This is a genomic window from Mycobacterium hubeiense, assembly GCF_002838065.1.
Classification (GTDB): domain Bacteria; phylum Actinomycetota; class Actinomycetes; order Mycobacteriales; family Mycobacteriaceae; genus Mycobacterium; species Mycobacterium hubeiense.
Map to the genome: position 1 here is coordinate 1 of NZ_PIZU01000012.1, position 20,569 is coordinate 20,569.

The 20,569-nt window shown below is 65.5% G+C and carries 20 protein-coding genes and 3 pseudogenes; 5 read left to right on the plus strand and 18 right to left on the minus strand.

What is annotated here, in order from left to right; translation table 11 throughout:
• Nucleotides 1-44 precede the first annotated feature (44 nt).
• Complete coding sequence (locus CWS39_RS11360; RefSeq protein WP_306768829.1) at nucleotides 45-689, plus strand: hypothetical protein; 645 nt, start codon at nucleotides 45-47, stop codon at nucleotides 687-689.
• 11 nt (nucleotides 690-700) lie between these two features.
• Here the strand turns inward: CWS39_RS11360 and CWS39_RS11365 are convergent, their stop codons facing one another.
• Together CWS39_RS11365 and CWS39_RS11370 are read right to left on the minus strand one after the other, a co-directional pair.
• Nucleotides 701-1,537, minus strand: a complete 837-nt coding sequence (locus CWS39_RS11365) for an alpha/beta fold hydrolase (RefSeq protein ID WP_102143028.1) — start codon at nucleotides 1,535-1,537, stop codon at nucleotides 701-703.
• A gap of 204 nt (nucleotides 1,538-1,741) precedes the next feature.
• On the minus strand, nucleotides 1,742-2,128 hold the full coding sequence (locus tag CWS39_RS11370) for a hypothetical protein (protein ID WP_233213458.1): 387 nt from the start codon (nucleotides 2,126-2,128) through the stop codon (nucleotides 1,742-1,744).
• Nucleotides 2,129-2,437: 309 nt separating this feature from the next.
• Between CWS39_RS11370 and ripB the strand changes: the two genes are divergently transcribed.
• Nucleotides 2,438-3,079, plus strand: coding sequence for an NlpC/P60 family peptidoglycan endopeptidase RipB (gene ripB, locus CWS39_RS11375; RefSeq protein ID WP_431306118.1), 642 nt, complete (start codon nucleotides 2,438-2,440; stop codon nucleotides 3,077-3,079).
• Nucleotides 3,080-3,119: 40 nt separating this feature from the next.
• Here the strand turns inward: ripB and CWS39_RS11380 are convergent, their stop codons facing one another.
• On the minus strand, nucleotides 3,120-3,722 hold the full coding sequence (locus CWS39_RS11380) for a TetR/AcrR family transcriptional regulator (protein ID WP_102143030.1): 603 nt from the start codon (nucleotides 3,720-3,722) through the stop codon (nucleotides 3,120-3,122).
• A 98-nt stretch (nucleotides 3,723-3,820) separates the two neighbouring features.
• Between CWS39_RS11380 and CWS39_RS11385 the strand changes: the two genes are divergently transcribed.
• Entirely contained in the window at nucleotides 3,821-5,200 is a 1,380-nt protein-coding gene (locus CWS39_RS11385) for a hypothetical protein (RefSeq protein WP_233213469.1), read from the plus strand.
• A gap of 236 nt (nucleotides 5,201-5,436) precedes the next feature.
• On the opposite strand, the pseudogene lgt reads toward CWS39_RS11385, so the two are convergent.
• The 12 genes and pseudogenes from lgt to CWS39_RS11450 form a co-directional block, all read right to left on the minus strand.
• Nucleotides 5,437-6,279, minus strand: a pseudogene (gene lgt, locus CWS39_RS11390) (prolipoprotein diacylglyceryl transferase); the annotation flags it as partial.
• 795 nt (nucleotides 6,280-7,074) lie between these two features.
• Nucleotides 7,075-7,770, minus strand: coding sequence for a DUF305 domain-containing protein (locus CWS39_RS11400; protein WP_102143034.1), 696 nt, complete (start codon nucleotides 7,768-7,770; stop codon nucleotides 7,075-7,077).
• Nucleotides 7,767-8,465 (minus strand): thioredoxin-like domain-containing protein, encoded by a 699-nt coding sequence (locus CWS39_RS11405; protein ID WP_431306115.1) that lies wholly within the window; start codon nucleotides 8,463-8,465, stop codon nucleotides 7,767-7,769. The genes CWS39_RS11400 and CWS39_RS11405 overlap by 4 nt, the downstream gene beginning before the upstream one ends.
• A 563-nt stretch (nucleotides 8,466-9,028) precedes the next feature.
• Nucleotides 9,029-9,267 (minus strand): annotated as a pseudogene (locus CWS39_RS11410) (DUF302 domain-containing protein); the annotation flags it as partial.
• 144 nt (nucleotides 9,268-9,411) lie between these two features.
• A complete protein-coding gene (locus CWS39_RS11415) occupies nucleotides 9,412-9,795 on the minus strand; it encodes a BlaI/MecI/CopY family transcriptional regulator (protein ID WP_102143036.1) in 384 nt (127 codons plus the stop codon).
• Nucleotides 9,796-10,065: 270 nt separating this feature from the next.
• The gene (locus tag CWS39_RS30285) at nucleotides 10,066-10,149 is read right to left on the minus strand and encodes an SHOCT domain-containing protein (RefSeq protein WP_431306119.1); all 84 of its coding nucleotides are present in this window, start codon (nucleotides 10,147-10,149) and stop codon (nucleotides 10,066-10,068) included.
• A 261-nt stretch (nucleotides 10,150-10,410) separates the two neighbouring features.
• Nucleotides 10,411-10,659: a hypothetical protein gene (locus CWS39_RS29520; RefSeq protein WP_102143037.1), complete on the minus strand. Its 249-nt coding sequence runs from the start codon at nucleotides 10,657-10,659 to the stop codon at nucleotides 10,411-10,413.
• 24 nt (nucleotides 10,660-10,683) lie between these two features.
• On the minus strand, nucleotides 10,684-11,211 hold the full coding sequence (locus CWS39_RS11430) for a hypothetical protein (protein WP_102143038.1): 528 nt from the start codon (nucleotides 11,209-11,211) through the stop codon (nucleotides 10,684-10,686).
• A 158-nt stretch (nucleotides 11,212-11,369) separates the two neighbouring features.
• Nucleotides 11,370-11,714, minus strand: coding sequence for an SHOCT domain-containing protein (locus CWS39_RS11435; RefSeq protein WP_431306116.1), 345 nt, complete (start codon nucleotides 11,712-11,714; stop codon nucleotides 11,370-11,372).
• Entirely contained in the window at nucleotides 11,711-12,091 is a 381-nt protein-coding gene (locus CWS39_RS11440) for a hypothetical protein (RefSeq protein WP_102143040.1), read from the minus strand. Before CWS39_RS11440 ends, CWS39_RS11435 begins: the two co-directional genes overlap by 4 nt.
• Entirely contained in the window at nucleotides 12,088-12,738 is a 651-nt protein-coding gene (locus CWS39_RS11445) for a class I SAM-dependent methyltransferase (protein ID WP_102143041.1), read from the minus strand. Before CWS39_RS11445 ends, CWS39_RS11440 begins: the two co-directional genes overlap by 4 nt.
• Before the next feature lie 29 nt (nucleotides 12,739-12,767).
• Complete coding sequence (locus CWS39_RS11450; protein WP_102143042.1) at nucleotides 12,768-13,682, minus strand: NAD(P)/FAD-dependent oxidoreductase; 915 nt, start codon at nucleotides 13,680-13,682, stop codon at nucleotides 12,768-12,770.
• A gap of 120 nt (nucleotides 13,683-13,802) precedes the next feature.
• Here CWS39_RS11450 and CWS39_RS11455 point away from each other — a divergent pair, with 120 nt between their 5' ends.
• Nucleotides 13,803-14,213 (plus strand): BlaI/MecI/CopY family transcriptional regulator, encoded by a 411-nt coding sequence (locus tag CWS39_RS11455; protein ID WP_102143043.1) that lies wholly within the window; start codon nucleotides 13,803-13,805, stop codon nucleotides 14,211-14,213.
• Nucleotides 14,210-15,016 carry a M56 family metallopeptidase gene (locus tag CWS39_RS11460; protein ID WP_102143044.1) on the plus strand — a complete coding sequence of 269 codons (807 nt, stop codon included), beginning with the start codon at nucleotides 14,210-14,212 and terminating at the stop codon, nucleotides 15,014-15,016. Before CWS39_RS11455 ends, CWS39_RS11460 begins: the two co-directional genes overlap by 4 nt.
• Nucleotides 15,017-15,847: 831 nt before the next feature.
• Here CWS39_RS11460 and CWS39_RS11470 read toward each other — a convergent pair.
• The 3 genes and pseudogenes from CWS39_RS11470 to CWS39_RS11480 form a co-directional block, all read right to left on the minus strand.
• A complete protein-coding gene (locus CWS39_RS11470; RefSeq protein WP_102143046.1) occupies nucleotides 15,848-16,072 on the minus strand; it encodes a heavy-metal-associated domain-containing protein in 225 nt (74 codons plus the stop codon).
• A gap of 19 nt (nucleotides 16,073-16,091) precedes the next feature.
• On the minus strand, nucleotides 16,092-17,177 hold the full coding sequence (locus CWS39_RS11475) for a sulfite exporter TauE/SafE family protein (protein ID WP_102143047.1): 1,086 nt from the start codon (nucleotides 17,175-17,177) through the stop codon (nucleotides 16,092-16,094).
• A 488-nt stretch (nucleotides 17,178-17,665) separates the two neighbouring features.
• Nucleotides 17,666-19,936: pseudogene (locus tag CWS39_RS11480) on the minus strand (heavy metal translocating P-type ATPase); the annotation flags it as partial.
• Nucleotides 19,937-20,569: the final 633 nt, after the last annotated feature.

The following is a 20,569-nucleotide window of genomic DNA, read 5'->3' on the forward strand; positions in this document are numbered from 1 at the left end:
CCGCGCAACGGTGCCTCATTCAGGTTGACAGGTTCCGTGCGGCGATCTCTTCGTTCGGCGCAGCGATGATTCATTTCGCCGTCCTGCCGGCGCACTTGCAAGAGTGGACGCCGTCAGGTCTGTTCTTCGCCTCAATCGCGCTGTTTCAATTGGTTTGGGCGCTCGTCGTACCCGGTCGGCCTGCTGCGGTATTGCTGGCCGCCGGGATCATGGCGAATGTCGGTGCCGCCGCACTGTGGGCTTTGTCTCGGACGGCGGGCGCGCCCTTCGGCCCACAAGCCGGTGAACCCGAAGTGGTAGAGGCTGCCGGCCTCTTCGCACTCCTGCTCGAGTGCTACATCGTCCTAGGAGCAGGCTGGGTGTGGTATCGAGGCCAGCGAGCAGAGCCGATATCGGGTTTCACAAACGCAATTGTGCTGGGCGGCGGCAGCGCCGTGATCGCTACCGCGGCGGCGCTAGGAGTGGCTTCGGGCATGCTGCACGGTCATCACGCCCCGGCTGGCGCCGAGCACGATTTCCACGCACCGATGAGCGGCCATGCAGACGGCCATGACGATCATCCAGAACCGGCCGCTACCCCGAATACCGAGGTGGCTCCGGCGTCCACTGCGGCGCTGCCGGTCGAATCTCCGCCTCCCGCCACGGATCTGTCACACGAAACTGACGGTGGTCATCAACACAGCGAGTGACCGAAGTTCCGTTACTCGGTCGTCCGGTCGGATGTGAGGAAGGGGAGCAGGAACTCGTAAGTCTCCTCGGGGCATTCGTCGTGCAGTGAGTGCCCGCCCCCGCGCACGATGTGTGACTCTGCGCTCGACATTCGAGCAGTGAAGCGGTCGATGAGGTTGACCGAGAAGATGCGATCCTGATCGCCCCAAAGGATTAGGGTCGGCGCTTCAACGAGATGCAGATCCCGTTCGGTGTCGGCCCATCGCACTGACCGTTCGACGCGCAACATGTCGCGAAGCCTGGCCAACCTTTTTCCGGGAGTTCGCATCTCCCGCAGGAGGTCGTCCACTCGGTCGTAGGGGATTCGCTCCCGGTGTGCGAAGGACTTTTTCAGCATGTGACGCGCCGAGGCCGCGGACGTCAGGCAGACGGCGATCTCGCCGACGATCGGTATTCGCACGAGACGGAATTCCCACACGTCCTTGATGTCAAGTCCGCCGGGTGCGATCAGCGCCAGCCGGCTGACTCGATTGGGGTGGAGCTCGGCGAACCGCAGTGCGAAGCCCCCGCCCCACGAATGGCCGACGATCGCGGTGCGGGACAGGCCGACGGCGTCAAGGAAGCTGCCAATGGAGCCAGCAAGGTCATCAGCGCCGGAGGGAAAGGCCCTGTCAAGGATCTCCGTCAGTCCTTGACCTGGTGGATCAAGCGCGTAGACCGTATGGCGTTGCGCGAGAACCGGGATCATGGCTTGGAAGTTGGCCCGCCAACCGCCGCCGCCCGGGAGGAGCAGCAGCGGTGGGCCGTCTCCGGTTCGTGAGTAATGGAACCGGGCCACCGCGGTGTCGACAAAGCCCTCGTACATCATCGGTTCCGCACAACTTGAACACCCATGTACGGATTATCTCGCAAAGACCGCCACCACCACCAGCCGTCATCAGACGCTCGGATTCTTCGTGACAAAGGTGGCGGCACCCAGCCTCAACAGCGCTGCAGTTTCCGTACTTGCCATTCCAGAATCAGCCAGGCCTTCCACCGCAGCCATAGCGCACTTTCGCTCATGTGCCTAGGACTAATGGTCGCGGTCAAAGAGAACGAGGGTGTTGGCCAGGTTGCCGTCGATGAAGTAAGCGCGACAGCTGAAGGGGTCATGGATCGTGTCCCCGTACGCGTCGCCCTTGACATCCACGACACCAGAAACGTTGAGCACCGTAATGCGGGAGTGGTCGACCCCTTTTAGGGGCTCGTCGAGTAGTGAGAATAAATCCTTGCTGTCCGGGTCTAGGTCCGTGCTTGCCACCTCAACGTTTGAGAGTTTCGCCGTTGAGGGCGAGGCCAACTGCTTAAGCACCTCAGATTCGCAACGGTTCTGCGCCGTCAGTTCCTTCGAGGGACGGTCCCCAGAGTCGGCGATGCCGAAACCGCGTGTCGCGACGGCGATTACGGCCAGGATCACCACGCAACCCGCCCCGGCCGCGATCAACCACGCACGCCTCCGGTTCTTGCGGGGTGCGAATGGCGAACTCCCCATTCCTAACCTCCCAATATCGCCTGCCGAAAGCTATCAAAAGGGTGCCGCCGCCCGCATAACAGCTGCAACGCCAAAGTTACAATAGTGGAATTTGTGATTATTGTTTACTTATGGGGCTGAAGTGACTTACGGTGAAATTGATACGTAGCTATTACGTACGTCTGTTACTGCAAGTAGTGCTGATGGGTGGTGGAGACCATTTTGTCCAGGGTGGGAATCATTCTTGGTCTTGTCGGGCTGCTGCTCGGCCTCACCCTGCCCGGGCCGGCCGTCGCCGACGAGAGCCTATGGGATCCGACATTGCCAAAAGTCCTCAGCGCTGGTGCACCAGGCGATCCCGTCGCGATCGCGAACGCCTCGCTGCGAGCGACAAACGTCGCCACTCAGACCACCCTGGACTTAGGTCGAAAGTTCCTCAGTAGCCTCGGCATCGGAGGCAGGCCAACGACTGTTGCTCCCGGACGCCGCGTCTATGGTAGGGATGCGATCGAGTACGTGATCCGTCGCGCCGGCTCCCAGATAGGTGTGCCGTACTCCTGGGGAGGTGGCAGCCTGACAGGTCCGAGCCGCGGCGTCGACGGCGGCGCGGACACGGTGGGCTTCGACTGCTCGGGCCTTACGCGCTACGCGTTCGCCGGCGTCGGAGTACTGCTCCCGCGGTTCTCCGGGGACCAGTACACCGCGGGGCGCCAAGTACCGCCCTCAGAAGCCAAGCGCGGCGACCTCCTGTTCTGGGGTCCGGGCGGCAGCCAACACGAAGCCCTCTACCTCGGCGGCGGCCAAATGCTCGAAGCCCAGCAAAGCGGCGTACCGATCAAGATTTCACCGGTACGAACCGGTGGAATGACGCCGTATGTGACGCGGATTATCGAAAGTTGATGATGATTCACACAGGCTCAGTCGAGACGCAGAAACCGAGTCAGCTCTCCTTCGTGATCAGCCCGTGCAGGGCCAACCCAATGACGCTGCGGCGCGCGGCTTCTGCGTCCCAGTGGTGACTGGCGCGCAGGTGGATATAGCCCCAGCCGACCATGTTGAACAGGACGGACGCGGTCACAGTCTCGGGCACATGGCGCAGGGTTCCATCGGCAGCACCGTCGATGAGGAGGCGTTCGAACGGCTCAGCGAAAACATCGACAGTCAGCGCATCCGGGCCCGGCCGGTGGAAGACCTCGCCGTGCGCGAGAAACATTCCCGCGAGCAAGGGAAGGTATTCGTCGGCGGCCGCGCACATCGCCTCCAGTGCGGCCTCTAGCCGTTCCGCCGCGGTTCCCCGTCCGGTGATCGCGGGCCATATCGCGTTGCGAAACGTCTGGGCTGCTCGTGCAGTCAGCGCGGCGACGAGTTGATCTCGTGTGACGTCCCGACGGTAGATCGTCGCCCGCGACAGTCCGGCCTCGGCCGCGATCCGCTCTCGCGTCGTCTCTGTCAGGCCCCATCGAGCGATCGCCGCGGCGGTTGCGTCGATGAGCCGAGGATCAACCTCGGGGGAGTTCCCCGGCCTCTCTTGACTCTGAGCCACACGAACATCATAGTTGAGACATGGCAGTCTCAGAAGTGAACTCGCCGAGTATCACACTTTCGCCCGCTTACGGTGCGCTTGCCGCCGCCGGTGGAGCTGTGTCATTGTTCGCCACCTACTGGGACGACGCCTGGCACACCGACATTGGCCGAGATACAGCCCTGATCCCGCCGCACCTGGCGTTGTACGGCAGCGTGGCTGTGGTGGGTCTGGTGGTCCTCGGCTGGGGATTGGTTGCCCTGGCGCGGACTCGTTCGATCCTCGCCGCGCTCAGGCAGCCGGGCCTGTTATTGGCCGGCTTGGGCGGCGCGGTCACACTCGCCGCCGCCCCGCTGGACGCGTTCTGGCACGACGCCTTCGGACGCGACGCGGTCCTGTGGAGTCCGCCGCACATGCTCGTCGTGTTCGCCTCCACGACGATGGCCATCGGACTACTTGCCGGCCTGCGACCGACACGGCACGGGATTGTCGAGGCAGCCCTGTCCGCAGTGGTGCTCGGCAGTGCACTGATGACGGTCCTCGAGTACGACACTGATGTTCCACAGTTCAGCCAAATCCTTTACCTTCCGGTGGTTTTGGTCTCCGGCCTGCTCACCGTGGCCATGATCCGTGCGCTCGTTCCCCAGCCATACGCCGTTACACGAGGTGTCGGCTTCTACATCGCGATGCGGCTCATCGTCGTCGCGGCACTGATCCTGCTCGGCCGCAGTTCACCCGACCTTCCGCTGGCAGTCCTTGGCTTTGCCGTGGCCGACCTGCCCTGGCGCGGACATGCGGCACGCTACGGGGCAACCGGTGCCGCCGTCGCCGCGCTGGCCTGGCTGGCCTCAGCGCTCGGCGTGGCGAGCCAGCCCGCCGCCGCCGTCGGCGTGGTAGCCGCGCCAGTCATCGTGGTGGGCGTCGCGCTCGTGCTGGCGACCTCCTGGCGCGCACATGCGGTTGGCGCGACCGCCACTGCGCTACTGACCGGCGCCACCATGTTGATGCTGGGGCCCATTCCCGAGGCCATCGCCCACGATCCTGGACAGGGACAGCCCGTTACGTCGGTGCGGCTGACGGTGGTCGGGGATGGCCGTGGGAATGTGCGTCTTGACGCGGTTGCACCCGATGCCGGCTCCCAGCTCGTCGCGGATAGCGTCGTGGCTCGCCGAGGCGGCCAGATGCTCACTGCGCCGCTGAATCAGATCGGCACAGGCAAGTTCACCGGCACCATTCGCCTGCCCGAACAGGGACGGTGGTTCGTCTACGCCGAGTTCGGGCGCGCCGGCGAGACCATCGAAGCGTGGCTGCCCGTTGAGTCCGGATGGCACGGAACCACCTCGGCCGAGCGTGAGCTCTACGTGCCCGCCGGCACGCGGCCTCCGACGGCTACGCAAATCGCCAGCGGCGCAGCGATCTACGCCGTCGGTCTGATCCTGTTCGCGTTGGCCCTCGTCCAGACGCGCGGCATCGTGCGGCGCCGCCTCAATGCAGCCTGAGGTTCCCGGCACCACTGAGTCAGCGTGCAGTAACTGAGGAATCCCTATCCATCAGGTTTCTCGCTCTGGCTGTTGCGGTCGTTATCGGGCGTTTTCACGTCGCGTGATGTGAGCCCTTTGTCCGCGGGCGTCGCGTCACCTGAATCCACGCCGCTGTCGGCCCGCACGGCGGCGTCGTCACGACCTACCGCAGCATCCCGGGTCGCCTCGGCTTCGTCTGCTGCACCGATCGCGAGATCCTCGCGACCCTTCGGCGCGATGAAGAAGTAGATCAGGGCGCCGATCAATACCAACGTGGCGGTAAATGAATTGATCCGGATGCCGGCAATTTGGGTCGCCGCGTCGCTGCGCATCAACTCGACGAAGAACCGGCCGACACAGTAGCCGGCGACATAAAGCGCGAACAGGCCTCCATGGCCGATTCTGCATCGGCGATCGACCCAAATCAGCATGCCGAAGACCAAGACGTTCCACAGCGACTCATAGAGGAAGGTCGGGTGGACGACCGCCGCGACCTGACCTGTCGACACACCGTCGACCGAATGCACGTCGACAACGCCCGACGGCTCACGGCGGTAGTAGATCTCCAATCCCCACGGCAGGTCCGTGGGCCTGCCGTAGAGCTCCTGGTTGAAGTAGTTGCCGATGCGGCCGATCGCCTGGGCGAGCACTATGCCCGGCGCGACGGCGTCGCCGAAAGCTGGCAACGGAATGCCGCGTCGACGGCAGCCGATCCATGCGCCGACGCCACCCAAGGCCACCGCACCCCAGATGCCCAGGCCGCCGTCCCAGATCCTCAATGCGGCACCCAACCCAAGACCGTCATCACCGAAGTAGGTGCGCCAGTCGGTGATCACGTGATAGAGCCGGCCACCTATCAACCCAAACGGTATGGCCCATATCGCGACGTCATAGACGACACCCGGTTCGCCGCCCCGGGCGATCCAGCGGCGGTTCCCTATCAGCAGAGCGGCGACGATGCCGGCGACGATGAACATCGCGTAAGCCCGGATCGGCAGTGAGCCAAGATGCCACACCCCTTGCGGCGGACTAGGGAAGGAAGCGACCAGAGTGGTCACGGCAGCCTCGGCGGCACGACAGCGCCGGTTGACATCTCAATCAGGACAGACATACTCCTCAACCGCAATCACTCGTGTTCGGGCTGTCAGTGGGTTCGGCATGCTCGCGGGGCTGCCTTCTTATCTACTAAGGCGAATAGTACTGTACAAGTACCGACCTCCGGCAATGCCGCCGATATACCGCACCTCGACGCGTTCGCAGAAGTTGGACTGCCCTCGGCAGACCAATCTTCCTCCCGTTGCTAACAGTTCGCCGGCTCGTGGCGATAACCAGATTGCATTGCGGGGTCCGGCCCCCCGCGGTGCAAGGATCTGGCGGGGAACGCGACTCCTCCCCCGCCAGATCACCAGCTTGAAGCCGCTCACCAACGTCGCGATCCACGGCTGGCATCGGGTTCTGGCCCGCGGGAGTGCCGTCAGGGATGGGCTGAGGGCGGGGCCGCCAGCAGCGGTGCGAAGGGGTCTGCTTGGTGGCGTCGTCGCGGTGCTCGGCATCGTCGTAACGCTCGTGGCTCAGCTGTCACTGGGCGGGTCCTGGTGCACCGGGGTCGCCGAGGCGGTGCGCACAGATCTGGTTACCACCAGTGCGTTTCGGTGGGCCGCAACCCGAATTTCGCTGCCGTGTTCCCGCCATTTGTCGGCTTGGAGTTGATTGTGCCCAAGCCGTAACCGTCGCGGGCATGGTGGTCATGGTGCTCGGAATCCGGTTGCAGATGCGTCTCGTCGAAGAGCCTTACCTGTGTAGCGTCCACCGAATTCACCGGAGCCGTCGGTGGCGCATGTTCGACATCGTGGTCAGCCGCCCGGCGCCGGGAGCGGTGCGGCGCCGCGGTCGGTCAGCATCCGGGTCATCGCCTCGATTTCCGCGGTCTGGGCATCCAGCATACGGGCGGCGAGGTTGCGTACCTCGCCCACGGCAGCGCCGTCGATCGCCGCGCGCATCATCGCTGCGCCGCCCTGATGGTGTCGAATCAGCAACTGCAGAAAGTAGACGTCCAAATCACGCCCGGACAGTGCGCGTAGGCGGTCAATCTCGGCGTTGTTGGCCATGCCTGGCATCATCCGGCCTTCGGCCATGTTCATCTGGTGGTCGCGGCCGGGCATCCAAGCCATGGGTGCACCGTCGGCGCTCGCCGGTTGTCCCCACACGCCAAGCCAGCCCTGCATGCGGCCGATCTGATCGGATTGCCCGATCTCGACATCGCCGGCCAGCCGCTGGATCGCGGGGTCGTCACTGTGATCGCGCGCCCAACTCGCCAGGGTGACACCCTGCTGGTGGTGCACGGTCATGTCTTGGGCGAACCCGATGTCCACCGGGTCCGGTGCTTGGGCGCCGCCCGTGTCGTCGGCCGACGAGGCCAGCAGGAGGCCGCCTGCGCCACCCAGCAGAACCGCGGTGATCAGGGCTCCCGCGGCCACGACAACGGTCAGCCAACGTCGGCGCGGCCCGGCTGGCCGATCGTCAGCGGAAACGGCGTCGTCAGCCGTCACTTCGCTCCGTCGACCGGCACCGCGTCGGGTCCCGGCGGGGTGGGATCGAACGGCGGCGGGTTGTCTGGATCGAACCGGCCAGGACCGAGTGGTGCGCACGTCGCGCCGACCTCCGGATGAGCGAACCGGTTGACACGCAACGCGCTGATGAACTGGTCGATGCGTTCGTCGGCAGCGTTATCGAGCTTGAGCTGATGCCCCCAGGACTGCAGCGAAATCGGCGAGTCCATCGTCGGCACCGGCGACATCAACGCATAGTTCGTACCCTCGACGCGGGCGCGTAGCGCATCCAGATCGGCCTTGGAGATCTCGGGGCGATAGGCAATCCACACCGCACCGTGCTCAAGCGAATGCACCGCGTTCTCTACCCGAATCGCCTGCGAGTACACAACACCGTCGCATGCCGCCCAAGACTGATCGTGGGCACCACCATAGGGCGGAGTGCCCTGGTAGGCCACCCGCTGATCGGGGCGGACGTGGTCGGCGCCCGGGGGCTCCGTCACGACGACGCCCGGGATCTTCCTCGACGGATCCTGGTTGGATTCGCTCGGCACAAATGGGCCGAGCGCAGTCTCGCGTTCACGCTTGTCGCCGCTGCTGATGTAGACGTAGCCAAAGACTGCCGCCGCAAAGACCAGTATCCCAACGACCGCGGCTATTGTGCCCCACGGCCGTGACGCCCCCATCTTGCCCATCGGTGAAGTCGGCTTGCGGCTGCGAGTCCTTGCCCCCTTGCCCATAAACGAGGTTCCCTTCGATCTCTCGCAGCGTGGTACGACTTCCTAAGCTACTACGTAGTTGAGAGATTGGCGGCTGCCGCCCATGCGCAGTTCGCGCCAGTTCCGCATCCGGTCTCTCAGCCGTGAGTCAATCCTGGGTGCTACCTAGCGTCGTACTATCGTCGAGCGTACTACGGGTCGAAGTAGGAAACCGACACGCGACGAACCGCGGAAGCCGCGCTTAAGTCAGGGAGGTGGAGCGGTTCACCATCCAGGTTGATGAGAATGCCGCTCGCTTGCTCTACGCGCGCTGCGATTAGCCCTCACAGCATGCGGCGTCCGGATTGGTGCATGAGTCATCGCTGTTGACGTAACAGCTGAAGGCGCTGGCGTACTCCTCTGGGTCGATTTCGCCACGAGCAAAACGTTCACGCGAGCTCGTTGCTCAGCTGCAAGCCCATGTGTCGGCGATGTAGTCGCGCCTCGACCGGCGTGACGAGATGATGTGCATGAGCGACAGTCTGCCGACCTTGTTCCGTGTTACACGGAAGCAACAGCCCGATTTGGGGATCGACATCGATTGCCCTATGGGCTAAGCGTGGATTGCAGGCTCCCAAGATCAGATAATCCTCGATGTCCTCGCCGAGTTTAGCCTTCAGTGTGGCCGTAACGTCGATCTCGGTTAGCACGCCGAATCCCTGATCCGCCAAGGCTTTCCGAGTATTTTCAACAGCGTCGTCGACGTGCTGTGCAATGTGGTTGAAATGGCCAGTGCCATAATCAATCCCTCTCTGTCGATGTTGATATGCCGTCAGGTGAGCCCGGGAGCGCCTGCCCAGCTGCGCTTGGCCCACCTGGATCAGGCCCGAGGTGACTCGCATGAGCCCACCTGCCGACTTTGCTTCTGAGCCGGCCCCCGCGCTTAGCGCTTGGCCGCTCGCTTCGTGGGTCGACGTAGCGCGGCGCGCAGGCGCGCCGACTCTTCGGGGCCGATCTGTTCGAGGAAGTAGGTGAGCACCAAATCGGGTTGGCCGCCGGAGTCCAAGGCCTCACGCATAAGGCTTGCGCTGTGTTGCTCACGAGTCAGGGTCGGCCAATACCGGTAGGCTTTGCCGTCGCGCTCCCGCGCCAGGTAGCCCTTGCTGTGCAGATTGTCCATCGTGGACATCACTGTGGTGTAGGCGATGTCGCGTTCTGCCGCTAGTTCGTCGAAAATCTCTCGCACCGTCGTGGTCGTGCCTGATCCACGGTTCCAGATGCGGTCCATGATGGCAGCTTCGAGTTCGCCAAATCCGCGTGTGCGCACCGTTGGCCTCCCGGCTGTCCGTGTCGAGCCTGTGTCACGCATGGTGCGCCCCTTCGGCGGAATGCGTACTGTCTACGTACAGAGATCGTAACGCCGTCTCAAGTGGTTGGGGATTTGAGGGCTCCTTATGCCGACTGGCATAGCTTGACGGGCCTTCGCCCTGTTGCCGAAGGGTACAAACAAGCTTCCAATGCGAAGCCGCGCCGGTTTCGTCAGCGCGCGTCGAGATTGTGCGTTAGACAACTGCGGCCACGTATTCGCGTTCCTGACTTATCGCTGCTGTCGCAGCAGCTCGAGACGGTGTCGATACTCCTCCGGGTCGATTTCGCCACGGGCGAACCGTTCGGCGAGCACATCCTCGGCGCGGGTCTGCCCAAGAATTTAGGGGCTTGTGGCTGTGCCACGCGGACTGGCCAGATAACGGATGGCGAGGACCACCGCGGTGATCACCAGCGCCCAGGACGCCACCATACCTACGGACATCAGGACCCAGCCGACCCATGTCCATCCGTCGCCGTCATGCCACATCATCGTCGTGCATTCCGTTTCCTACCAAAGAAATAGCCAGGCGACCAAGCCAATTCGTGAATCTGTCGGCGCGTTCACCGCGAGCACTCACGCCGTCACCGCTTGCGCCACGGCCATCGCGATACTGAGGGTGACGGCGTAAACGACGCCCATCACTATCGCGTACCGGCCGACAGCCCGTAGGACGGCGCGGAATCCGAGGCTGGCCCGCAGCGATCGCGGGTCCGTCCAGCGCCGCCACCGGGGTGTCTGGCTGGAATCAGTTACGCCTTCTGCTGTGAGATGTGCGAGCAAGCCTTCACCGATAACCCCGCTCGCTTCGTCGCCGCGAACCATGGTTAGCAAGACTGACCAGGCGACTTATGAGCCTCCCATCATGCCGCCGTCCATCATTCCCGCCATCATGGCGGGCATGCCGTCGATGACGAAGCCGGTGACTTCCCGCGCATGTGCGCGGATGGCCTGCGTCATTTCTGGATCGCGGGATGTTTCGACCGCGACGACACCCTTCGGGGTGAAGGTGAGTTGGCGTTGGTAGTCGGGGGCGCGCCGGAACAGGGTGGGCAGGCTGGAGCTCATGCACATGACCTCGCCGCGCTGGTCGACGCGGGAGTACATCGCCGACACATGGGCCCGCAGCTGAGCGACCAGGTCCGGAGAGTCGGATTCTGTGGTGGTGCGCACGCCACCGGGAATGTCCTCGACGGAGCGTCGGAGCTCGCGATGCCGGTTGAACATCTGCATATAGGTTTGCATTTCGCCCATCATTCCGGGGCCGGCGTTGCTGGAAGGCACGTCGATCACGTTGCGCAGGAGGTAACCCACGCCGAGCAGCCCACCGCCGGCGCCGAGCATGGCCAGCACGGTTCGCCTCGTCAATTTCGCCATATCCAACTCCGTCCTTACCGCGGTAACCTCCGCCCACGCTACTACTACTATCTCGATACGTAGGTAGTAGGGAGGACGTGGGGCGACAATCAGTTAGCCCGGGCGCGACCGGACCCGTCAATCATCGACTTTCTGTGTACGTCGAGAGCGTTTCGCGCTCACCGGTTTTCACGGATCAATGCCAGGTGTCGCCGGTATTGGTCCTCGTCGATCTCGCCGCGCGCGAAGCGTTCGGCGAGCACATCTTCCGCCCGCGTCGGACCATAACCCGGTGGGTTCGCGGCGGTGCCGCGCGGGCTGGCCAGATAGCGGACAGCGAGGACCACGGCGGTGATCACCACCACCCAGAACAGCACCATGCCGACGGTCATCAGGGCCCAGCCGCCCCATCCCCAGTCAGTGTCGTACCACATCATCGTCATCAATTCCTTTCCTCTGTGAAGATGCACGCCACCACGAAAGGCGTTGGTTGAACTGCGGATCCGATCATCGACGGGGCTCACATCGTGACCAGTTGTGCGGCGGCCATCGCGATGCCGAGGGTGACGGCGTACACGACACCCATGACGATCGCATGCCGGCCGACAGTGCGTAGGACGGCGCGGAAATCCAGCGGCGAGATGCCTTGCCGTCGCAGCTGACGCAGCAGCCATAGCGCCATGATGACGACGCTACCCACGATGAAGTAGAGCTGGTAACGGTCCATCAGGCCGGTGAAGAATCCGGCTGCGCCGAGGCCGGCGGCGGTGGTGATGGCCGCGCCGATGCAGCAGAGGCCCCCCAGCAGTCCGGATCCGAGACTGGCCCGCAGCGATCGCGGGTCCGCCCAGCGCCGCCGCCGGAGTGGCTGGCTGTCGAGATGCGCCAAGCGTTCGGTCATTTCGTTTGTCCTGGTTTGTGCGCACGACCAAGGATGTGGGCATGCGGGGGAACGAATTTCAACGGCCGGTAGCTGAATCGGTCGAGTTCGTCGATCTCGAATCCGGCGGCCCCAATTGCCGCTGCGATGTCGCGGTTGAGGTGGCAACCGCCGCCGATCGCCGACCACACCGGGGTGATGGTGTCTTGAAAGACACCGAGCAGCGGCCTGCGGGAACGGACATGTTCGAAGAACCGCAGTTCTCCGCCTGGCTTCAGGACGCGTCGAACCTCGGCCAGAAAGTGGCCCGGGTCGGGAACCGAGCACAGCACCAACGAGAGGACCGCGGCATCGAAGGTGCCGTCGTCGAAAAGCAGCGCATCGCCATGCCCGGCAACCACTTTCACGGGCACCGCCGCGGTGGCGGCCGCCAGCTCGGCGAGCCCGCGCAAGGTGTCCTCGGGTTCGACGGCCACCACCTCAGTGACGGTGTCCGGGTAGTGGCGGAAGTTCATGCCGTTGCCAGCGCCGACCTCGATCACGCGTCCGGACAAACCGGCCAGTGCTCGGTCGCGGTGTTCTGCGGTGCCGCGGCGTTCGGATTCGGCGCTGATTCGTTCGTACAACCGCGCGAACCGCGGATGCTGGAATGCGGACAGATCAGTCATGGGTTTGATGTCCTTTCGTTGAGTGCTGGTCAGGGTTGGGTGAAGAGCAGTTCCAGGTCGATCGCACCGGCCGCTACGGTGCCTTCGGCCGCGGCGAGGATGACCTGGGCTCCTGCCACCGGCATGGTGGGGCGGCGGGCCATGTCGCCGGCGGCGTAGACGCCGGGCACCGAGGTTTGGCCGAGGTCGTTGATCTCGACCGCGCCGTCGTCGAGAATCCGACAGCCCAACTTTGTGGGCAGCTCGCTGCTTTGGCGCACATGGCCATGGACGAACAAGGCGGAGCGCTCCAGCCGCGAACCGTCGGCGAAGGTCAGCCACTGCAGCGAGTCACCCTCGCCTTCGACGCCGGTGAGCGGCTTATCGACCACGGTGACGTCGCGCGCCGCCAGCAGCTGGCGCTGTTCGGTGTCCAGGTCGAAGTCGGTGCCGAGGCACAAGACCACGTCGGGGCTGAAGCGGCGCAGCTGGATTGCCTGTTGCACACCCTTCTCGTCGAGTGCGAGCACCGCCAGCGGCAGGTCGCGTCGCTCCCAGCCGTGGCAGTACGGGCAGTGCACGACGCTGCGGCCCCACCGCTCGGCCAGGCCCGGGATGGCCGGAAGGTTGTCGACGACTCCGGTGGCCAGCAGCAGCCGGCGGCCCCGGACTTGGTCGCTGTCGGCGAGGGCGATGTCGAACTCGCCGTCGACCGCCGTGGCGCTTTCCGCGTGACCCGTCCGGACCTCCACCGATGGGTACGCGGTCAGCTGCTCCAGCGCGATCTTGCGCAGGTCACCGGGAGCGATCCCGTCCCGGGACAAGAAGTTATGCACACCGTCGCTCGGGGCGTTGCGACCTGGTCCACCGTCGATCAGCAGCGTCGCCCGCCGGACCCGGCCAAGCGTAAGTGCCGCGCTGAGGCCGGCGGGTCCGGTCCCCACGATCACGGCGTCATAGCTCATGGTTGACGCCTCCCATCGTTTCTACTATCACTATGTAGTTGATACTATGTCGAGATAGTACGTAGTGGCAATAGTAGAAAATGTGACGCTTGCTACTATCGATCGGTAGGAGGTGGAAGCATGGCGGAGCCAGTGATCGAACAGCCCGATCAGGACGTGGCGCGGGCGGTGGCGCTGCTCGGCCCGTTGGAGGGCCGGGTGATGCGGTCGGTGTGGACCGGCCAGGTCGCCGAGACGTTCGTGGTGCGCGACGTGCAGACCTTGATGCCCCAACTCGCCTACACCACGGTGATGACCACCCTGCGGCGGCTGGCCGACAAGGGGCTGCTGACCGCCAAGGCCGAGCTGGGCCGCCGGGCGCATGAATACCGCGCCGCCGGCACCGCAGCCGAATACCTGGTGCGGGCCAGCCAGGACGAGGCCGCACAGTTCGTCGCGCGCTACGGCGACGCCGCGCTGTCCGCCTTCGCCGCCCGGCTCGCCGACCTCACCCCCGAGCAGCGGCGCCGCCTGGAGGACCTGGCGCAATGACCCAGCTGCGGCCCTTGAGGGTTGCGCGGGAGCATCCGATCGCGATCGCGGTCGTGGCCGGGGTGATCGCGGTGCAGGTGGCGTGGATGGTTGGGGCGGCGGTGTGTCCGCGGATGACGATGACCGAATGCGTGGTCGCCGCGGTCGTGCTCGTCGCCGGCGCTAGCGTGCTGAGCATCGTGGTTCGCGTCGCGTGGCTGGCCGCCACCACCGCACGCGCACTGGCCGCGCTCCCCCGCGCTCCGATGCCGCAGTCGCTGCAAACTGCCGCGCAGCGCGCCGGAATCCCGCGTCTGCACAGTCTGGCTGGTACGGATCGAACTGCATTCTGCGCCGGGCTAATTCGCCCGTCCGTCTACATCACCGCCGCCACCGCGCAGCTCAAGACCAACGAGGTCGACGCCGTCCTGGCTCACGAGGCCGCCCATGCCCGGCGCCGGGACCCGTTGCGACGGTTGGTTACCCGCGCCGCCGCCGACGTGATGTTCTGGTTGCCGCTGCTGCGGTGGTGGCTGCACAAGCACGTCGAGAACGCCGAAGTCCATGCCGATAAGGCCGCCATCGATCATGCCGGTCGTCAAGGCCTGGCGGCAGCGCTGCTGGCCGCAGGAGCCCAGCCACCGGTGCCCATGCCAGCCATGGCCGGGGCGACCGAAACCCGAATCGCCCACCTGCTCGGTGAGGATCTGCCCATCCGACGCCCGCCAGCCAGTCTCGTGGTGCTGTCGCTGCTCGGCGCCATCGGCGCGGTCTGGATCGTCATGTGCCTCGGCCAGGGCGCGCTCGCCGCGATCGGCTGGTGAATCGGCCTCCAAATCCCGTCAATAAGGGGAAAGGGAGCAATCTATGTTGTACTACCATCGTTGGCGACCGTCATCGGATTAGCGGGCTGCGCGACCCGTTGGGATGCGGACCCCTAGGGTGGCACCTTCGATTTCGTCTCGCCGGGTAGCTTGCTTCGTCTCGTCTGTACTAACTATGTACGTAGGGCGTAACACTGGTTGCGTCTGTCGAGGTACCGTGCGGCCTATTCCCCACGGCGCGACGCCGAGGACCAGGGCGCACAGGTGATGAAGCCATACGCGCCGATCGCCATCGCCTACAATCTACGTACTTATATAGTAGATGAATAGGTGGAGCAGTAAGCAGACCCGCAACTAGGCTGGCGTTTGGTGGACCGCCCGCGGCGATCGTGAATGGCGTGAAAGAGCATGGGGTGCGCCCATTTGGACTGATGGCGATCGCGGCGGTCGCAATGGCGCTCTGGCTATGCGCGTCTTCAGCGAATCTTCACTGAATGATGATCGATATGCCTGGGTGTGAGTCGGATCATGGGCGATGAAGGGAGGTTTCGGCAATGATGCTGTGGGCCTTTGACATAAACGGCGGCGCGTGGGGTGGCTGGGTGTTAATGGGGGTAATGACGGTCGCGGTGTGGGGATTGGCCGTCGCGGGCATAGTCGCCCTCTTCCACGGGTTCGGCGCGGGCCATCGGACCACACACCAGCCGAAGGATCGTCCGGATACCCCACGCGTATAGGGCTACACGATTCACCGGCGGGGATCTCGGGGCTGATGGATACCGCACTGGCGCACCTGAATTAACCCGATATGCGCTCGGCGGCTGGCCGTGTTCACAGCTGCACGGAGCCGGCACTGTAGCCAAGTCCTGTGATGGTGTCGATGATCTGTCGGGGATCGGTGAGGCTGGTGTCAAGCTCCACGGTGGACTGGCCGGACTTGAGATCGGTGTGTGAGCGGCTGACTCCGGGCAGGTCTTCGAGCGCGTCGTCGATCAGCAGCGAACAGCTGCCGCAATGCATGCCCTCGATCCGGAAAACATGTGTGTTGGCGGGCATTTCGTAACTCCTTTTGGAATCAGGCGACCGTGATGGTGCCGGTGTACATACCCATGCCGCAGGCGTAGCGCAGTTCGCCCGCGCTGGGGGTGCCGAGGTCGATGCGGGTATCGCCGGACACCGGCAGCACCATTTCGGCGTCGCCGATGACAAATGAACGGACGCAGCCGGCCGCGCCCTCGGAGCGCACGACCAACGTTGTCGGGATGCCGGCCTTGATCTCGGTGTTGCGCGGGCTGTATCCGCCGCTCGAGGCGGTCACCACAACTTCCTGATGCCCATCGGCAACCGTGACTGCAGTGGGGTCCGCGGCGGCCGTGCCGGAGAAGGACTCCGCGATCCTGCTGGCAGCCAGCGGTGACCCGGCGAGTTCGAGACCGCCGTTGAGGGTGAATAGGCCCATCGCGACCACCGCGATGCCGGTGGCGGCCACGAGCCTGCCCCGCCACACGGTGACCGCCTTGCGGGCGGCGTAGCCCAGCACAGCGAACAGCGGGCTAGTTCCTGCCACGAAGACAGCCATGATCGCCGCACCCTGCCACGCCGAGCCGGATGCCAGCGCGAGCGCTTCCACCGACAACGTCACACCGCAGGGCAGCAGCACTGTCGCCACGCCGAGCAGGGCGGGCGCGAGCGCGGCGCGTGAACGCGTGCGGGCGCGCACCAGCCGCATCCACGATGCCGGTGGTGCGATCACGATCCGCCGGAATCCGGGGAAGCCGAGCTGGGCAAGACCGAATGTGATGATCAGCAGGCCAGCGCCGATCTGCAGCCAGGTCCGCGCGCCCGGCGAGAGCTGCACGACACCACCTAATGCGCCCAGCAACGCGCCGAGCAGGGTGTAGGCCACGAGTTTGCCGGCCAAGAAACCGCCCACCGGGGCGAGGTCGTCGCCGAGTTGGCTTCGCCACGAACGGGATTCGCCGTTAGCGCCGTCCAGTGATCGCGGGTTCGGTTGCAGCGCACCGACTGTCGCCTCGGTGACCGCACTCTCGCGGGCGGCGTGTTGACGGGTGATGAGGCCGGTGAGCAGTCCGCCCTGAACGGCTGCGCAGGAGATGCCCCCGGCGAACAAGCCGGTGACCAGCACCGCGACGAGATTCACGAATATTCCCTTCCTGCAGACGTCGGCTGGTGTTTCGGCCGCGGTGCGACCCGCAATCCACTATCTACGTATCTAAATAGTAGGTTGCCCTGGGCGAGACTACTGATCGATTACGAATCCTGCAAGCGCTGCAGTTGCGTGTCGATTTGCGCGCGGAGTTGGCGCAGGTGGTCAATCTCCTGTGCGTGGCCAGCTGCACCTGCAGCGTCGGGCCGGTTGGCCGGAGCGGGAGAGTTCGGGTGCGGGACTTGCCCGTTGTCCGCCGAAGGCACCTGCCCGTGGGTCCGCTGACGGGTCAAGGCGTCGACCGCCGATTCGAGCCGGGCCACCGTGGCCACCAGCTGGACGAGCATCGGATCCGTCTGCCCGGGGACAGCCGAGGTGGCCGAAATTGTGTGTTCTACAGTCTGTTTCGAGGTGGCGCGCGTGTGTCGATCACGGCGCCAGGGCCGGCGCGGGCCGGCGCTTTCAGGACTGTGTGGGTAGGCGGTGCGGAAGCGTCGCAGCCGCAGGCTGTTTGACACCACGAACACGCTCGACAGCGCCATCGCGGCGCCGGCGATGAGCGGGTTGAGCAGCCCGAGCGCCGCCAGCGGGAGGGCGGCCAGGTTGTAGGCGAAGGCCCAGAACAGGTTGGCTTTGATGGTGCGCAGGGTGCGCCGGGCCAGGCGGATCGCGTCGACCGTGGCGCGCAGGTCGCCGCGCACCAGGGTCAGGTCGCTGGCCTCGATCGCGACGTCGGTGCCGGTGCCCATCGCCAGGCCGAGATCGGATTGCGCCAGCGCGGCAGCGTCATTGACGCCGTCGCCGACCATCGCGACCACCCGGCCTTCATGCTGCAGCCGCGCGACGGCGTCGACCTTGTCGCGGGGCAGCACCTCGGCGATCACCTCGTCGATGCCGACCTCGTCGGCCACGGCGCCGGCGGCGGCGGCGTTGTCTCCGGTCAGCAGCACCGGGCGCAGCCCGAGGTCGCGCAGCCCCGCCACTGCCTCGAGTGAGGTCGGTTTGATCGTGTCGGCGACAACGAGGATGGCGCGCGCGGTGCCGTCCCAGGCGGCGACCACCGCGGTGCGGCCCTGCGATTCGGCCTGCCGCTTGACGGCGGTCAGGTCCGGTGGCAGCTCAATGCCGTGCTTCTCAAGCAGGCTGGACCGCCCGATCAGCACCTCGTGTCCGTCGACACGGCCGCACACGCCGAGCCCTTCTAGATTGGCGAAGTCGGCCACCGCGGGCAGCTCGCCTACTCGTTGGCGGGCGGCCTGCGTGATGGCGGCGGCGATGGGATGTTCGGAGGCGTCCTCCAGCGCCCCGGCGATGCGCAGCGCGTCGTCCTCAGACACGCCAGCGGCGGTATGCACGGCCGACAGGCTCATCTTGCCGGTGGTGACGGTGCCGGTCTTGTCCAGCACGATGGTGTCCACGCGGCGGGTGGATTCGAGGACTTCGGGGCCCTTGATGAGTATGCCCAGCTGGGCGCCGCGACCGGTGCCGACCAGCAACGCGGTCGGGGTGGCCAGCCCGAGCCCGCACGGGCAGGCGATGATCAGCACCGCCACCGCCGTGCTGAACGCGGTCGCCGCACCGGCCCCGAGGCCGAGCCACACTCCGAACGTGGCCACCGCGATGGCGATGACGATCGGCACGAACACAGCGGAGATCCGGTCGGCGAGGCGTTGGATCTCCGCCTTGCCGTTCTGGGCGTCTTCGACCAACTTGGCCATCTGCGCCAGCTGGGTGTCGGATCCCACCCGGGTCGCGCGGACGATGAGGCGCCCGCCGGCGTTGACCGTCGCGCCTACGACCGGGTCGCCCGGGCTGACTTCGACGGGCACCGATTCGCCGGTGAGCATGCTGGCGTCGACCGCGGACGCTCCATCCTCGACGACGCCGTCGGTGGCGATCTTCTCCCCCGGCCGCACCACGAAGCGGTCACCGACGCTGAGCTGCTCGACCGGGATCCGCAACTCGGTGTCGCCCCGCAGGACGGCGACGTCCTTGGCGCCCATCTGCAGCAGCGCCCGCAATGCCGATCCGGCGCGGCGTTTGGCGCGGGCCTCGAAGAACCGTCCGGTCAGAATCGCGGCCGTCAGCCCGCTGGCGACCTCGAGGTAGATGTTTTCGCCGGCCGATCCGCGCGCGATGGTGAGGCTGAACCCGTGATGCAGCCCTTCGTGGCCGGCGCCGCCGAGAAACAGCGCGTACACCGACCAGGCGAATGCGGCGAGCACGCCGATCGAGATCAGTGTGTCCATCGTCGCGGTGCCGTGGCGCAGGTTGGCCAGCGCGGCGCGGTGAAACGGCCACGCGCCCCACACCGCCACCGGCGCGGCCAACGTCAGGGCAAGCCATTGCCAGTAGGTGAACTGCAGCGGCGGCACCATCGACAGAGCGATCACCGGCAGACCGAGCGCGAGGGACACCCGCATCCGTTGCCGCAGCGAGCGAGTGTGCTCGTCGTAATCGTCGTCTGCAGTTTCCGAGGTCGAATCATCCTCCGCAGCAGCAGGTTTCGGGGGTGTGGCGGTGTAGCCCGTGTCCTGGACGACCTTAATCAGGTCCGCTGTCGTCAGCGTCGCCGGGAACTCGACCTGGGCCTTCTCGGTGGCATAGTTGACCGCAGCGGTCACCCCGTCGAGCTTGTTGAGCTTGCGTTCGATGCGGGCCGCGCACGACGCGCACGTCATCCCGCCGATCGCCAGCTCGACCCGCTGCGTGGCCCAAGCCTGATCGGCGTCGCCGTGAACCGTTGTGCTCATCGCTTCCCCTTGCTTCCATAAACCGCGTTCGCCGATCCGCGACCGCCATCGTTCTTGCCTGCGCCACCGGTGCCGCCCTCATCGGTTGACTTGTCGGTCGTTCCGGCGCCGTCGGATTCGCCTGCCGTTCCGATGGCACCGGATCTGCCGGTGGCGCCGGATCCGTCGGATGTTTCAGCGCCTCCCGAGCCCGTTGCCTCACCACTGCTGCCCGTTGTCCCGCCGGTGCCGGAGTCACCCGAGCCGGTCATCCCGCCCGAACCGTGTGAGCCCGACATCCCGCCGGAGCCACCCGAGCCCGACATCTCACCGGAGCGCTGGGAGCCCGGCACGGCAGCAGAGCCGCCGGAACGCGGCATGGCATCCGGTCGGGTTGTTTCTGAGCCCCTGGAGCCGGATGACTCCGTCGTAGCGCCGGCGTTGCCCGGGGCGGTCAACACACTGACGGCCGTGCCGGGGACAGCGGATGCGGTCGGCGGCGACGCCGCCGTAGGCGCAGGCGATCGCGCTGGCCGCGGCTGGACCGCGGCCCGAACATCGGTGGCCGCTGTCGGCAGGTTCGGAATATCCGCTCCGTCAACCGCGGGTGTAGGAGCAGCGGTCGCCGGCGGTGCGAGCGCCCGGCCGGCGACC